Origin of the sequence: Mycobacterium sp. NPDC050441, from assembly GCF_040655355.1 — a bacterium.
Lineage (GTDB): Bacteria > Actinomycetota > Actinomycetes > Mycobacteriales > Mycobacteriaceae > Mycobacterium.
This window is the reverse complement of record NZ_JBFAJS010000017.1, coordinates 1-16798: the sequence shown is the minus strand read 5'-3', so window position 1 is coordinate 16798 and position 16798 is coordinate 1. Positions and strand designations below refer to the sequence as shown.

Here is a 16798-nt window from a genome sequence, read left to right as displayed (position 1 = left end):
GTCATCGCTCGCGAGGACCGTCCGGGTGACAAACGCCTCGTGGGCTATGTCACGGGCAGCGCCGAGCCGGCCGAGATCCGCAACCGGCTGGCGCAGCGGTTACCGGCCTACATGGTGCCCGCGGCGGTGGTGGCACTGGACGCAATACCGTTGACTGTCAACGGCAAACTCGACCGGCGGGCGCTGCCGGCACCGGAATACACCGATACCGACCATTACCGCGCCCCGTCCACTCCCAGCGAGGAGATCCTGGCCGGCATCTATGCCCAAGTGTTGGGTTTGGACCGCGTCGGTGTCGACGACTCCTTCTTCGACCTGGGCGGTGACTCCCTCTCCGCAATGCGACTGATCGATACGATCAACGTAAGTCTGGACGCCGACCTCACGGTTCGTGCCGTGTTCGAGATGCCGTCGGTGGCGCAACTGGTAGCACGTGTCAATGCAGGCGCGGGTGCACGTGAGCCGTTGGTGGCCCAGGCCCGTCCGGCTGTCATTCCGTTGTCCTATGCCCAGCAGCGGTTGTGGTTCCTGCAGCAGTTGGACGGGCCGTCGGCGATGTACAACATGGCCACGGCGTTTCGTATCACAGGTGAGCTGGATGTTGATGCGCTCGGTGCGGCGTTGGCGGATGTGGTGAACCGGCATGAGTCATTGCGAACGGTGTTCCCTGCGGTCGAGGGGGTGCCCCAGCAGGTTGTAATACCGGCTGCGGAAGCCGATCTCGGTTGGCAGGTCGTCGACGCCACCGGCCGGTCCATGGATCGGCTGCGGGACGAGATCCGCTCTACCGTCGGGTACAACTTCGACTTGTCTTCCGAAACGCCCATGAGAGCAACCCTTTTCCGGCTGGGCGTAGAAGAGCATGTGCTCGTGGCGGTGGTCCACCACATCGCCGGAGACGGCTGGTCGATCGGTCCCCTGGTGCGAGATCTGGGCGTTGCGTATGCCGCCCGATGCGCGGGACAAGCCCCGGGCTGGTCTCCGCTGCCCGTGCAATATGTGGACTACACCTTGTGGCAGCGCACGAGTCTGGGTGATCTCGCTGATGCCGGCAGCCTGATATCGGCGCAGGGGGCGTACTGGGAGCAGACGCTGTCAGGAATGCCCGAGCGCCTGGAATTTCCGACCGACCGGCCGTATCCGCCCGTCGCAGACCACTGCGGCGCGAGCGTGATGGTCGAGTGGCCGGTCGAGTTGCAGCAGCAGATAGCGCGGGTCGCACGTGAGCACAACGCGACCAGCTTCATGGTGGTACAAGCCGCACTCACCATGTTGTTGTCGAAGCTCAGCGCGAGCTCCGATGTGGCAGTGGGCTTCCCGATCGCCGGACGGCGCGATCCGGCACTCGATGAGTTGGTGGGCTTCTTCGTCAACACCCTGGTACTGCGGGTCCAACTCGACGGTGATCCCACCGTTGCCGAAGTGTTGGCTCAGGTGCGGCAGCGCAGTCTGGCGGCTTTGGAGCATCAGGATGTGCCGTTCGAGGTGTTGGTGGACCGGCTCAAGCCAACCCGCTCGCTGGCCCACCACCCGCTGATCCAGGTGATGCTGGCTTGGCAGAACCTACCCCGGCAGGACGACCGAGCGGCCCCGTCGAGTTTGGGCGGCATGCAGGCCACACCGTTGGAGGCGGACACACAGACTGCCCGCATGGATCTGACGTTCTCGTTGGCTGAACGGTCGAATGAGGCTGGGGGGCCCGCCGGGATCGCTGGGTCGGTGGAGTTCCGTACCGATGTGTTTGATGCGGCCAGCGTTGAGGTGTTGATCGCGCGGTTGGAGCGGGTGTTGGTGGCGATCACCGCTGACCCGCAGCGGCTGTTGTCGTCGGTCGACGTGTTGGACATTGTTGAGCGCGCCGGCCTCGATGAGGTCGGCAACCGCGCGGTGTTGACCACGCCTGCGCCTCCTGCGGTGTCGATTCCGGCGGCGTTCGCACGGCACGTGGCACATACCCCGGGTGCAGTGGCGGTGACTTTCGGCGGCAGGTCGATGTCGTATCGGGAGTTGGATGAGGCATCGAACCGCGTGGCGCACATACTTGTTGGCCAGGGAGCGGGTCCGGGTGAGTGCGTGGCGTTGCTGCTCAACCATTCGGCCGAGGCGATCGTCGCGATCCTGGCGGTACTGAAATCGGGGGCGGCGTACCTGCCGATCGACCCGACGGTGCCGGACACGCGGGTCGCGTTCATGCTCGCCGATGCCGCACCGGTCGCCGTAGTGACGACCGAGGGTCTGGCCGGACGATTGATCGACTGTGGTGTGACGGTGGTTGACGTCGATGACCCCCGCATCGCCGTGCAGCCTGGCACGTCCCCGCCTGCACCTGTGTCCACGGCTACCGCTGATGATGTTGCGTACCTGATCTACACCTCGGGCACCACCGGAACGCCGAAGGGGGTGGCGGTTCCCCATGGCAACGTCACCCAGTTGTTGGAATCTCTTGACGGTGGCTTGCCCTACCCCGGGGTGTGGGCGCAGTGCCATTCCTATTCCTTCGACGTCTCGGTGTGGGAAATCTTCGGTGCGCTGCTGCGCGGCGGGCGACTGGCGATCATCCCCGAAGCGGTGGCGAGTTCACCGGACGACTTCCACGCCCTGCTGGTCGCGGAACAGGTCAGTGTTTTGAGCCAAACCCCTTCTGCGGTGGCGATGCTCCCGCCGGAAGGATTGGAGTTGGCCGCGTTGGTGGTCGGCGGTGAAGCATGCCCAACCGAGTTGGTGGATCGGTGGGCACCCGGACGGGTGATGGTCGACTCCTACGGGCCGACTGAAACCACGGTATGCGCAACGATCAGCGCCCCGTTGAGTCCTGGTTCCGGTGTCGTCCCGATCGGTTCTCCGATCTCGGGCGCAGCGCTCTTCGTTCTCGATCGGTGGCTGCGCCCAGTTCCTCCAGGTGTGGTGGGGGAGTTGTATGTGGCAGGCCGGGGTGTGGCGTATGGGTACGCGCGCCGGTCGGGGTTGACCGCATCCCGGTTCGTGGCGTGCCCGTTCGCTGGGAACGGGTCGCGCATGTATCGAACCGGCGACTTGGCGTCGTGGGGTGCCGATCGCCAATTGCGGTACCGGGGGCGTGCTGACGAGCAGGTCAAGATTCGCGGCTATCGAGTCGAATTGGGTGAGATACAAACAGCATTGGTGGGACTTGAGGGCGTTGGACAGGCTGCGGTGATTGTGCGGGAAGACCGCCCGGGGGACCAGCGACTGGTCGGCTATGTCACTGGCACCCCGGACCCGGTCGAGTTGCGCACCCAGCTGGCACAGCGCTTGCCGGCCTACATGGTTCCGGCGATAGTCGTGGTGGTCGAGGCATTGCCGCTGACGGTCAACGGAAAACTCGACAAACGCGCCCTACCCGTACCGGACTACACCGACGTCGATCGTTACCGAGCGCCGACCACTCCCACTGAGGAGATCCTGGCCGGCATGTACGCAAGAATTCTGGGTCTGGAGCAAGTCGGGGTCGATGATTCCTTCTTCGACCTGGGCGGGGACTCACTTTCGGCGACGCGGTTGGTCAACGCCATCAACACCACGTTGGACGCGGACCTGGCCGTGCGGGCGGTGTTCGAGTCTCCCGCCATCGGCCAGTTGGCCACCCGCATCGGTGAAGGCGTACGCGTACGTGCCCCGTTGACTCCGCAACAACGCCCGGCAGTCATCCCGCTTTCGTATGCCCAGCAGCGGTTGTGGTTCTTGGAGCAGTTGCAGGGCCCTTCGCCGATCTACAACATCCCGGTGGCGTACCGGATCAGTGGAGGATTGGATGTCGATGCAGTCCGTCGGGCATTGGCGGATGTGGTGGGCCGGCACGAGAGCTTGCGCACGGTGTTCCCCGCGGTCGACGGGGTCCCCCGGCAATCAGTGGTGCCGGCCGAGCGCGCTGAGCTTGGGTGGCAAATTGTCGATGCCAACGGGTGGCCTGGGGATCGCTTGGAGGAGGCCGTCGGTGCGGCGGTAGGTCAGGCGTTTGATCTGGCCGTCGAGATTCCCTTGAGAGCAACGATTTTCCAGCTCGCCGAGGATGAGCATCTGTTGGTGGCGGTGGTCCATCACATTGCTGCCGATGGGTGGTCGGTCGCTCCCCTCGTGCGTGATCTCGGGGTGGCATATGCGACCCGGAGTGGCGGGCGCGCTCCAGAGTGGTCGCCGTTGCCGGTGCAGTACGTGGATTTCACCCTGTGGCAGCGCGAGCAGCTGGGTGAGCTGTCTGACCCTGACAGTCGTATCGCGGCGCAGGTGTCGTATTGGGAGCACGCGTTGGCCGGCTTGCCGGAGCGCTTGGAGTTGCCCACGGATCGGCCGTATCCGCTGGTGGCCGACCACCAGGGGGCGAGTGTGGCCGTCGCGTGGCCGGCACAGTTGCAGGAACAGATCGTGCGGGTGGCGCGTGCGCACGATGCCACCAGTTTCATGGTGGTGCAAGCCGCGTTGTCTGCGTTGCTCGGGAAATTGAGTGGCAGTTGCGATGTGGCGGTGGGCTTCCCGATCGCCGGACGCAGTGATCCTGCCCTGGATGAACTGGTCGGATTCTTCGTCAACACCCTGGTGTTGCGGGTGGATCTGGCGGGCGATCCAACCTTGGCTGACGTGGTGGGGCAGGTGCGTCAGCGCAGCCTGGCTGCGTTCGAGCATCAGGACGTGCCGTTCGAGGTGTTGGTGGAGCGGCTCAACCCGACCCGCAGCCTGTCACATCATCCGCTGGTCCAGGTCATGCTGGCCTGGCAGAACCCCGCCGGTGATCCTCCTGCTGAGTCAGGGGACGAAGATGTGCGGGCCACACCGTTGGTGGCTGAAACACACACCGCCCGAATGGATCTGGTGTTCTCGCTGGGTGAGCGTTTCAGTGGGGATGGGGAGCCGGCCGGCATTACCGGGTCGGTGGAGTTCCGTACGGATGTGTTCGATGCGCGCACCGTCGAGACCTTGATCGGTCGGTTGGAGCGGGTGTTGGAGGTTCTTACCGCTGATCCGGCTCAGTCGTTGTCGTCGGTCGATGTGGTCGACGTTGCGGAGCACGGTCGACTCGATGAGGTTGGTAACCGCGCGGTGCTGACTGGGTCTGTGCCTGCTGCGGTGTCGATTCCCGCGGTGTTCGCCGAGCAGGCAGTGCGCACTCCGGATGCGGTCGCGGTGACCTGTGCGGGGCGTTCCTTGACGTATCGCGAGCTCGATGAAGCCTCGAATCGGTTGGCGCACATGTTGGTCGCATTGGGCGCCGGGCCAGGACAATGTGTCGCGTTGTTGGTGGAACGTTCGGCTGCCGCCATCACGGCAATCTTGGCGGTGCTCAAGTCGGGCGCGGCGTATATGCCGATCGACCCGATGCATCCGGATACGCGGGTCGAGTTCATGATGCGCGATGCCGAGCCGGTCGCTGTGGTGACCATGGCAGGGCTGGCCGGGCGATTGATCGACTGTGGCGTGACGGTGGTCGACGTCGACGACCCGCGGATCGCCGGTCAACCCGGCACCGCGTTGCGGGTTCCGGTTGGTGATGATCTTGCGTATGTGATTTACACGTCGGGGACGACGGGTGTTCCGAAAGGTGTTGCGGTGCCGCATGGCAATGTGACGCAGCTGTTGGGGTCGTTGGATGTGGGGTTGCCGGCTGCGGGGGTGTGGTCGCAGTGGCATTCGTATGCGTTCGACGTGTCGGTGTGGGAGATTTTTGGGGCGTTGCTCAGTGGCGGGCGGTTGGTGGTGGTGCCCGATGCGGTGGCGGGTTCCCCGGAGGACTTGCATGCCTTGTTGGTTGCTGAGCAGGTGACGGTGTTGAATCAGACGCCGTCGGCGGCGGCGGCGTTGTCGTCGCAGGGTTTGGAGTCGACGGCGTTAGTGGTGGCTGGTGAGGCGTGTCCGACTGAGTTGGTGGATCGGTGGGCGCCTGGTCGGGTGATGATCAACGGTTACGGTCCGACCGAGACGTGGTACACGTCATTTAGCGCGCCGCTGGTCGCGGGGTCGGAGACGGTGCCGATCGGTAGGCCGATTCCGGGAGCGGCTTTCTTCGTGCTCGATGAGTGGTTGCGTGACGTTCCGCCTGGGGTGGTGGGGGAGTTGTATGTGGCTGGTGCGGGTGTGGCCAGTGGGTATGTGGGTCGGGGTGGTTTGACCGGGTCGCGGTTTGTGGCGTGTCCGTTCGGTGGGGCCGGGGTGCGGATGTATCGCACGGGGGATCTGGTGTCGTGGGGGGCTGATGGGCAGTTGCGGTATTTGGGTCGGGCTGATGAGCAGGTCAAGGTCCGTGGCTATCGCGTCGAGTTGGGTGAGGTCCAAGCCGTTCTGGCTGATGTGGAGGGGGTTGATCAGGCGGCGGTGATCGCTCGTGAGGATCGGCCGGGTGACAAACGCCTCGTCGGCTATGTCACCGGCATCGCCGAGCCGGCCCACGTCCGCACTTCGCTGGCCGAGCGGCTACCGGCCTATATGGTGCCCGCGGCGGTCGTGGTGCTCGACAGCTTGCCGTTGACGGTCAACGGGAAACTCGATCGCCGCGCCCTACCAGCACCCGACTACGTAGAGGCCGATCGCTACCGTGCACCGTCGAATCCCACCGAGCAGACAGTCGCCAAGATCTACGCCGAGGTGCTGGGGCTGGGGCAGGTCGGCGTCGATGACTCGTTCTTCGACCTTGGTGGGGATTCGCTTCTGGCGACGCGGCTGATCGCCGCGATCAACGCCAGCCTGGACACCGACCTGCCGGTGCGCACCATATTCGGGGCGCCGACCGTCAGTGCCTTGGCTCAGCAGGTCGGTAGAGGCGACAACGCGGACGAAGTGATACCCGTCGAGACCCTCAAAGCAGGTGACGGAATCCCGTGGTGCGTTGTTCACGATGGCTACGGGTTGAGCTGGTCGTATCGGGCTTTGAGCGATTACTTGGATGGGCCGATCATCGGGATCAATCAAGTCCCAAGTGATGGTGAGATCGAGGCGGCGTCCATACGCGACCTGGCGGCCAACTATGCGGACCGTCTCCAGGCCTTCTATCCCGAGGGTCCGTACAACCTTCTGGGATGGTCTTTCGGGGGCGTCGTCGCCCACGCGGTGGCAGTGGAATTGCAGGGCCGTGGGTGTGAAGTCCAACAGCTGGTCCTCTTGGACCCCACGGTCAACATCAAGCGGGTTATCTCATCGAATTTGTCGTGGGGCCAGAGTCATGTCCTCAAACACGTCTTGAAGGCCAGGGGTGTTGACATTCCTCGGCGCTGGGGGCACCTTTCCTATCGGGACATGGAGGAAATACTTCGTCAACACGGATCGGGCGAGCTTGCGTTGCCGCCCAACCAACTGGTCGACTTCATGACTCAAAGCCTGAATGCAAACTGGTCCCTGCTTCTGAGGCATCAACCCGACATTTTCGAGGGCGATATGGTCATCTTCTCCGCTGCGCGAAGAATGAAGATCCCGCGAATAAGAGTGCGGCGCCCCGGAGTGCTGGCTCGAATGGCGTTCCGATATCAGCAACGAAGTTGGCGACCTTACGTTTCGGGAAACGTCATCGAATATCCTGTGGCCTGCACTCACTACGAAATGTTGGCTGCCTCATCGCTGAGTGCATACGGAAACCAGTTGAAGGATATACAAGGTCAAGAAATTCAGAACCCGTCGCGCGAGGTGGTGAACGCCGGTGGTGTTCGTGGGCCCCGGCGCAGCATCCCGCACCGTGACCTGACCCAATGCCCGCCTCGACTCAGGTGACCTACCGGGTTCATCCCCGGCTAACTGCACCGACCCCTCAGGCCGGTTCCCGTCACCAGACGCCGGGCACCAGGCGATGCGGGACTTCTTGCATGTAGTGCTGGTAACCAGCCAACTCTTCTCGGAGCAACTTTTCTTCGTCGCGGATACGCAAGGCGAACACCAGCGGGGTGGGGATCGCGGCAACGAGTCCCCAGTAGGACCCAAGCGCAAGAGGGGCGCCCACGGACATCAACGTAATGAAGGTGTACATGGGGTGCCGAACCATCCCGTATACGCCAGAAGAGATCAGCGGTTGGTCTTCCTCCACCCGGACGGTGACGGCAGCATGGCTGTTTTGCGCAAAGACCACCGTTATTCCACAGATAGCGATCACGGTCAAAACAAATCCGGCCACGCAGATGGCCGTCGGGACTGATGACCAACCAAATCGGTGGTCAAGGGCGCTGACCACTATTATTGAAAACCAGCAGAAGCGTGTGGCGGCAGATAAGAATTTCTGTACCTGCCGAGGTTCGGAAGTCGGTATGCGACGTTCGAGTACCGCGGGGGCCTTGCGCAGGAGATAGAGGCTCGAGATCCACGACGAGACTGCGATCACCGCGAAAAACAACCACGCCTGCCAGTAGTTCAGCGTGCCGGCCGGTACGAACAACAGTAACCAAAGTGCCAGCATTAGAAGGAAGCCCGACACCAGCATCTTGAGAATGGATTTCATGGACCCTCCCAATAGCCTCGCAATGATTCGGCCGTGCCTAAGAATACATTGGCGAGTTCGGAGCGGCTGACGATTTCATGGCATCAAGCTTGTTTGGGCCGCATTCGGGAGGTTCAAAGAAATGTTCCATTGAGCGAGTACTCGTTCAATGCGGTCGAAAGCTCCTGGTGCAGTTCATCTTTCGAGTTGATGCGGCCGGGGAGGTAGGAAATCAGCGAAACGAAAACCCTTCCCTGCACTGTTCCCGAGAGCAAAGTCTGCAATCCGCCGTACTGCCGCATCGCCGGTGTGTCTACGCCGAGGTGGTGGAGCCGGATGGCATAGGAGTCGGCCTCTGTGCCATCTGGCCGGCTTGCGGCCGCATCGGTCACACCGACGTTAGATGCACCGACGAGGTTGAACGCGCTCACTCTGGTCGCACCGCGGGCCGCTTTGAGCAGCCGCTTGGACAACAGGGGAACCAGAGCATTCAGCACCTGCGCGGGATCGGGTTCTTCCTGGTGGCGAATCAGCGCTTCCTTTACCGCGGCCCGGATTCCGCGCAGGTCTGTCGTTGCAGATTCGGTGTTGACGGTGGCGAGCACGCCGCTGATCGCGTTCGCGCGCGTGTCATCCGGGGTGCGCTCGTTGACCGGCAGTGTCACGACCACAGAACCGTCCGTAGCCACCCGCCCGGCTCGCTGGGCGAGGCGTGTTGCCAGTCCCACGAGCAGCGTGTTGCTGGTCCCGCCGAGTGAGCGCGCACGGGCTTCCCACTCGTCGGCATCGACGAAGATCGTGGCGGTCGGGAGGTTGTGGGATTCGTCGGTTTCGGATGGCGGCGGAGGTGTATCGGTGACCGGCGGGGCGGCGGCTGTGGCACCGTTACGACTGGACCGGCCCAACTTCATTGCGGCGATGACGGCACGGCTCATGGCCGGGATGTCGCTCACGGTCTGGCGGGCATCCTCGCGCAGGGCCTGCCACCGCCCGCGCGATGCGGCGTCCGGCCAGTCGATCGGGTCGTCGCGTCCGAGCGCCGCATCCGCCACCGCCTCCCACAGCCCGACGCCGTCAATGAGGCAGTGGTCGATGGTCAAGCTCACGCCGGCGCCGCCGTCGGTGAACGGGAGCACCGCGAGATGCCATGCCGGTCCGTGCTCGCAGTCCAGTGGGCTGTTGCTCTGCTCGTCGAGCCAGCCGTCGAACGCTTCACGCGGTCGGGCGGCCACGACGATCTCGAGCTCGGGTGAATTGTCAGGTGCCACCCAGCGGCTGCGGCCGAACGGCAGTGGGGAATGGGCGATGCAGCGAGATAACCGTCCTCGCTCAAGATTGGCGTGGAACTGCCGCAGGCCGTCGATGTCGACCGGACGGTTGTACACCCAGACGCACTGCAGCCGGGTTGTCGATCCCGACGCTTGCGCGTAGTCGAACATGGTCTGGTCGAGCAGATCGAGTACGTTGCTCATTTTCGCTACGGTACGAGTCTGACTGCGGTTTCACCCCGCAAATGCGACGAAACCGCACTCCGAACCTGGTGGGATGACGCGAGTTACACAGTGCGTGCCAAGCGGTCGGCGAGTAGCCCGGCGAACTTGGCCGGGTCCTCGGGCACCTCACCCTCGGCGAGAAGGGCCGTGCCGTACAGCAGTTCAGCAGTCTCGGCCAGACGGTGCATGTTCCCTTCGGGCACGTCCGCTTCGGCGGCGTGGGCCTCTCTCAAGCCGGTGACGAGCGAGTGCTTCGGGTTGAGCTCGAGTATCCGCTTTCCCGTCGGAATCACTTGCCCGGACGCTCGGTACATGCGCGCCAGAGCGGGTGTGATGCCGAAGGAGGGTGTGATCAGGCAGGCCGGCGACTCCGTCAATCGATGGGATAGTCGCACTTCCGAGACGTGATCGCCCAGTGTCTCCGTCAGCCAGGCCAGCAGGGCGGCGAACTCCTGCTGCTCAGCCTCGCGCTCGGCCTCGTGGTCTGCCCTGTCGTCATCGGAGTCGAGGTCGATCTCACCCCTGGCAACCGATTGCAGTGGCTTGCCCTCGAACTCCCGCACCGACCCCACCCATATTTCGTCCACCGGGTCCGTGAGCAACAGCACCTCGTATCCTTTGGCCCGGAATGCCTCCAGATGCGGGGATTTCAGAAGTTGATCACGCGACGGTCCGGTGGCGTAGAAGATCTGTTCCTGACCGTCTTTCATGCGCTCGACATATTCGGCCAGCGTGGTGAGCTCGTCGTCACTCTGTGTGGACGCGAATGACGAGACCCGCAGCAACGTGTCCTGGTTGTCCGGGTCGGACATCAGGCCTTCTTTGAGGACCGCGCCGAACTGCGTCCAGAACGTGGAGTAGTCCTCGGGCTTCCCGGATTGGAGGTCTGCAATGGTGGACAGGATCTTCTTCGTCAGTCGGCGACGGATGGCGGTAACCTGCCGGTCCTGCTGAAGGATCTCCCGAGAGACGTTGAGCGACATGCCTTGTGCATCGACGACGCCCTTGACGAAGCGCAGGTATCTGGGCATCAGTTCGTCGCAATCGCCCATGACGAAGACGCGCCTGATGTAGAGCTGAACCCCGGTGCCGGCGTCGCGGCTGAACAGGTCGAACGGGGCGTGCGAGGGGATGAACAACAACGCCTGGTACTCGAAGGTGCCCTCGCCTTTCATCGGGATGACCGTGAGTGGATCGTCCCAGGCATGGGCGATGTGCTTGTAGAACTCGTGGTATTCCTGCTCGGAGACCTCGTCTTTGGGCTTGGCCCACAACGCTTTCATCGAGTTCAGGGTCTGGGTCTCGACCGAGACGTTGTCCGCTCCGCCGTCCTCGGTGGCCGGCGTCCGTTGCTCGACCTGCATTCGGATGGGCCAAGCGATGAAGTCGGAGTACTTCTTGACGAGCTCCCTGATCTTCCACTCAGCGGTGTAGTCGTGAAGCTGATCCTCAGCATCTTCGGGCTTGAGATGGAGCGTGACCGACGTGCCCTGGGGTGCGTCGTCAACGGACTCGATGGTGTAGGTGCCGTCACCGCTCGATACCCATCGGGTGGCCCCGCTCTCACCGGCCTTTCGAGTGAGCAGTTCAACCCTGTCGGCCACCATGAACGTGGAGTAGAAGCCGACACCGAATTGCCCGATCAATTCCTCGGAGGCGGCCGAGTTCCTGGCGTCCCGCAATTGCTGACGTAGCTGCGCGGTTCCTGACTTCGCGAGAGTGCCGATCAGGTCCACGACCTCGTCGTGCGTCATCCCGATACCGTTGTCGCGCACGGTGAGTATCCGAGGCGCGTGCGCCACCTCGATGCCGATGTGGAGATCGGAGGTGTCGGCTGTGAGGTCCTTGTTCCGCATCGTCTCGAGGCGCAGCTTGTCCAACGCGTCGGACGCGTTCGAGATGAGCTCCCGCAGGAACGAGTCCTTGTTGGAGTAGACCGAGTGGACCAGCAACTCCAGGAGCTGGCGTGCCTCGGCCTGAAACTCCAGTTGTTCGACGCGTGCAGACATGTGATTCCATCCCACAGATCGACCTACGTTGGATATCTCCGAGGAGAATACCGACCTGTCGCCGGCGCAGAGGTCAGCCGAACACGGAGCGCTTGGAAGGCCCAGCAGCGGCCTGGATGATCTGATCGCTCGGACGAACGCTGAAGAAACGAGTCGGCGACAGCCTGGCCACTTCGCCTGCCGCGGTGTCCCCTGCGACCAACTCGAACAACTTCGCCGGTGGATTCAGACCCAAACGTATCTCAATCCATGAATGGCCTTTTGCACACCGGCCGAATGAGATCTTGATGTGAGATTGCTGGAAATCTGTGACATCGAAAATTTGCCAGTTCTTGCAGTCGCAAATTTTGACGTAGACGATGGACCCCGCGGGGTTCGGAGGTGTGTCTGGCTAACTCGGTAATCGCCGGTGTGGCCTGAAGCTGTGCGTGTGGCATGCCGCATGCATACCTTGCTCAGTTTGCCAACTAATTGAAAGGGCTATCTACTTCCCGCCCCCTACCGGGCATGCAGGAGAGTGTGCGGTTCCACCGCCGACCAGTCCGATTCGCTGGATTGAACTACACCCTTGTCGGGGGTGTCCCATGGACCGCCGCCGCCGGAAGGGCCATGAACTCTGCTGTTCGGATGCAGTTCAGGGCCATCGGGAAAGCGCCTGAGATGCAGCCTCGCGGCTCATTTCGGTGCAGGTTGTGAACGATCATCGTGTCGACCGCGCCAGCGGGTCGGCGGCCTGGGTGTCGCGGGAGTCGGGTTCGGCCTGGACGGAGTCAGTGCGGATTTGCCCAAAAGTTTGCGCACGAGGCGAATGGGGTGTTGAAGTGCGGAAGGGTAGCAACAGGGAATTTCTGGATGACCGATTTCTGTGCATTGCCAAAGGGAAGTGGATATGCTGACGCTCTGCAATCAGACATTCCATAGCTGTGGACGGCCAAGAGGGATATTTGGACGCCAAGTGGTGTGTAGCTGCCCGGCGTCCTGATCGTTGATTTTCGCTGGTCGACTGGGCGGTGGGGAGGACCAGGTGAGCGTCAACCCGTTCGACGACGACAACGGCCGTTTTCTCGTCTTGATCAACGACGAGGAGCAACACAGTCTGTGGCCGACCTTCGCCGATGTTCCTGCCGGTTGGAAGGCGGTGTTCGGCGAGGCGGACCGCGCTGCGTGTCTGGATTACATAGAGCAGAACTGGCCGGATATCCGGCCGAAGAGCCTGCGCGACAGATTGGCGCAGAGCCAGGGCTCCGATAGGTAACGGGCGCGGGGGTGAGCCGGAGTGGGGCCGGTAAGCCGGCGGGGAATGGAGGGACGGTGGAGTTTCGCACCGGTGTCTATCGCGAGGCGTCGTCGTGACCGCCGATCTGACGCGGCGGTTGTCGTCGATGGATTTCTTGGATGAGGATGAGCACGATCTTCTGTTTCGTTGGGGCAATCGAGCGGCGCTGACCGAGTCGGCGCCTTCGTCGGCGTCGATTGTGGAGTTGTTCGCTGCGCAGGTGGCTCGCGCGCCTGAGGTGTCGGCGGTGACGTTCGAGGGTTGCTCGATGAGTTACCGCGAACTCGATGAGGCGTCGAATCGATTGGCGCACTGGTTGGTTGGACGTGGTGCAGGCCCGGGCAAGCGGGTGGCGGTGCTCTTCCCCCGATCCGCCGATGCGATCGTTTCAATTGTCGCGGTGTTGAAGTCGGGGGCGGCGTATGTGCCGTGCGATCCGATGCATCCTGATGAGCGCATTCAGTTCATGCTTGCTGATGCTGAACCGGTCGTGGCGATCACGACTACGGAGTTGGTCGGTCGGCTCGCGGGGCGCGATGTGGACGTCATCGATTTCAACGATGTCCGTCGTTGCGCCGAGCAGAGTGCAGGACTGCCGATGCCGGTCGCTGGTGACATTGCGTACTTGATTTATACGTCGGGGACGACGGGTGTCCCGAAGGGTGTGGCGATCACTCATCGGAATGTGACGGGGTTGTTGGACACGCTCGATGCGGAGTTGGGGCTGACGGGTCAGGTTTGGACGCAGTGTCATTCGTTGGCGTTCGACTATTCGGTGTGGGAGATCTGGGGGGCGTTGCTGTTTGGCGGGCGGTTGGTGGTGGTGCCCGAAGCGGTGACGCGGGCGCCTGAAGATCTGTTGGCGTTGCTGATTGCCGAACAGGTGACCATGTTGAGTCAGACGCCGTCGGCGTTCTACGCGTTGCAGGCTGTTGATGCGCTGGAGCCTGGGCCAAGTGGTCAGTTGAAGTTGGAGACGGTGGTTTTCGGTGGGGAAGCCCTTGAACCGCAACGTCTTCGCGCATGGGTGGATCGACATCCGGGTTCGCCCCGGTTGATCAATATGTATGGGATTACCGAGACGACGGTGCATGCGTCGTTCCGTGAGATCTGCGAGGCAGATGCTCTCGGTAGTGCGAGCCCTATCGGGCTGCCGTTGGTGCACCTTGGTTTCTTTGTTTTGGATCGATCGCTGCGGCCGGTGCCGGTGGGTGTGGTGGGTGAGCTGTATGTCGTCGGTACTGGGTTGGGGTGTGGTTATTGGCGCCGTGGCGGGTTGACCTCGACACGGTATGTGGCGTGTCCGTTCGGTGGCACCGGTGCACGGATGTATCGGACCGGGGATCTGGCGTCGTGGAGTTCTGATGGGCAGCTGCAGTATCTCGGTCGTGGTGATGAGCAGGTCAAGATCCGCGGCTACCGGATCGAACTGGGTGAGATCCAAACAGCTCTGGCTGAGGTTGACGGAGTGCAGCAAGCCGCGGTGATCGCGCGGGAGGACCGCCCCGGCGAGAAGCGCCTCGTTGGCTATGTCACCGAATCAGTCAGTGGGACAGTTGATTCAGGCGCAGTTCGAGCCGCGTTGGCGCAGCGATTGCCAGGCTACATGGTGCCGGCGGCGGTGGTGGTGCTCGACGTACTGCCATTGACGGTGAACGGCAAGCTCGACAAGCGTGCACTACCGGAACCGGAATACTCCGACATTGATCAATACCGGGCCCCGAGTACTCCCGCCGAGGACGTCGTGGCCGGCATCTACGCCCAGGTGTTGGGGCTCGAGCGGGTCGGGGTTGATGACTCGTTCTTCGACCTGGGTGGGGATTCGCTGTCTGCGACGCGGTTGGTCAATACGATCAACGCCAATCTGGGGACCGATCTTGCGGTCCGTTCGGTGTTCGAGACGCCGTCGGCAGCCGGCCTGGCAGCTCGTGTTGGTGAGAGTTCAGGTTCGCGTGAGCCGTTGATTCCGCAGCAGCGGCCGGCTGTCATTCCGTTGTCGTACGCCCAGCAGCGGCTGTGGTTCCTGGATCAGTTGGAGGGGCCGTCACCGACCTACAACATGGCGGTGGCGTATCGGATCACCGGCGGACTGGATGTCAACGCGCTCGGTCAGGCATTGACGGATGTGGTGGCCCGACATGAGTCGTTGCGGACGGTATTCAGGTCGGTCGACGGGGTACCTCGGCAGCTCGTCATTCCTGTAGAGCAGGCCGATTTCGGTTGGCGGGTGGTTGATGCCGGAGACTGGCCGAGCGCCAGGTTAGAGGAGGCCGTTGGCGTCGAGGTAGGTCACTCATTTGAGCTTTCCAGCGAGATCCCCCTGCACGTAACACTTTTCCGTCTCAGCGAAGATGAGTATGTGTTGGTGGCGGTAGTGCACCACATCGCCGCGGATGGTTGGTCGGTGGCTCCGTTGGTCGCTGATTTGGGTGGAGCGTATGCCGCCCGGTGCCTGGGATGTCCCCCGGACTGGGCGCCGTTGCCGGTGCAGTATGTGGATTACACGCTGTGGCAGCGAGGTTATCTGGGTGAGTTGACCGATCCCGAAAGCGACATCGCGGGGCAGGTGGCGTATTGGGAGCAGGCGTTGTCGGGGCTGCCGGAGCGCCTCGAGCTACCGACGGATCGGCCGTATCCGTCGGAGGCCGATCACCGGGGTGCCAGTGTGGTGGTGGAGTGGCCTGCTGAGTTGCAGCAGCAGGTGGCGCGGGTGGCCCGTGAGCATAACGCGACGACGTTCATGGTGGTGCAGGCCGCGCTGGCGATGTTGTTGTCGAAGCTGAGTGCGAGTTCTGATGTGGCGGTGGGTGTTCCGATCGCCGGGCGTGGTGATGTCGCGCTGGATCAGATGGTCGGTTTCTTCGTCAACACGTTGGTGTTGCGGGTAGATCTGGCCGGTGATCCTACGGCTGCTGATGTGGTGGAGCAGGTGCGTCAGCGCAGTCTGGCCGCTTTGGAGCATCAGGATGTGCCGTTCGAGGTGTTGGTGGATCGGCTCAAGCCGACCCGCTCGCTGGCCCATCACCCGCTGGTCCAGGTGATGCTGGCGTGGCAGAACTTCAGCCGCGAGGCCGACGGTCCTGCTGACTCGGTCTTGGGCGATGTGCAGGTCACACCATTGGCAGCGGAAACGGCTACCGCTCGGATGGATCTGGTGTTCTCGTTGGGTGAGCGTTTCGGCAAGGCCGGTGAGCTCGCCGGGATCGGCGGAACGGTGGAGTTCCGCACCGATGTGTTCGATGCGGCCGGCATTGAGATATTGATCGGGCGGCTGAAACGAGTGTTGGACGCGGTGGCTGCTGATCCGCGCCAAATGTTGTCGACGATCGATGTGTTGGATGTGGCTGATCATGTCCGGCTGGATGAGATCGGTAACCGGGGGGTGCTCACCACGCCGGCGGTTCCGATGTCGGTTCCGGTGATGTTCGCAGAACAGGTGGCGCGCACACCCGAGGCGCAGGCGCTGGTCTGCGGTGAGCGGTCGTGGACGTATCGGGAGTTGGACGAGGCGTCGAACCGTCTGGCGCACTGGCTGACTGGTCTGGGTGCGGGTCCGGGTAAGTGCGTGGCGTTGCTGTTTCCCCGGTGTGCTGAGGCGATTGTGTCGATCGTTGGG

5 protein-coding genes and 1 pseudogene are annotated in these 16798 nt (G+C 62.8%); 3 read left to right on the top strand and 3 right to left on the bottom strand.

What is annotated here, in order from left to right; genetic code table 11:
* The coding region (locus tag AB0I14_RS31870; protein ID WP_358030930.1) for an amino acid adenylation domain-containing protein at positions 1–7707 on the top strand (7707 nt) is incomplete at its 5' end.
* Positions 7708–7759: 52 nt separating this feature from the next.
* Here the strand turns inward: AB0I14_RS31870 and AB0I14_RS31865 are convergent.
* From AB0I14_RS31865 to htpG, 3 genes are all read right to left on the bottom strand, one after another.
* Positions 7760–8425, bottom strand: a complete 666-nt coding sequence (locus tag AB0I14_RS31865) for an isoprenylcysteine carboxylmethyltransferase family protein (protein ID WP_358030927.1) — start codon at positions 8423–8425, stop codon at positions 7760–7762.
* Positions 8426–8538: 113 nt separating this feature from the next.
* Entirely contained in the window at positions 8539–9876 is a 1338-nt protein-coding gene (locus tag AB0I14_RS31860) for a hypothetical protein (protein ID WP_358030924.1), read from the bottom strand.
* A gap of 83 nt (positions 9877–9959) precedes the next feature.
* Complete coding sequence (htpG, locus tag AB0I14_RS31855) at positions 9960–11906, bottom strand: molecular chaperone HtpG (RefSeq protein ID WP_358030921.1); 1947 nt, start codon at positions 11904–11906, stop codon at positions 9960–9962.
* Positions 11907–12930: 1024 nt separating this feature from the next.
* Here htpG and AB0I14_RS31850 point away from each other — a divergent pair.
* A complete protein-coding gene (locus AB0I14_RS31850; protein ID WP_358030918.1) occupies positions 12931–13161 on the top strand; it encodes an MbtH family protein in 231 nt (76 codons plus the stop codon).
* Positions 13162–13181: 20 nt separating this feature from the next.
* Positions 13182–16798: pseudogene (locus AB0I14_RS31845) on the top strand (amino acid adenylation domain-containing protein); the annotation flags it as partial.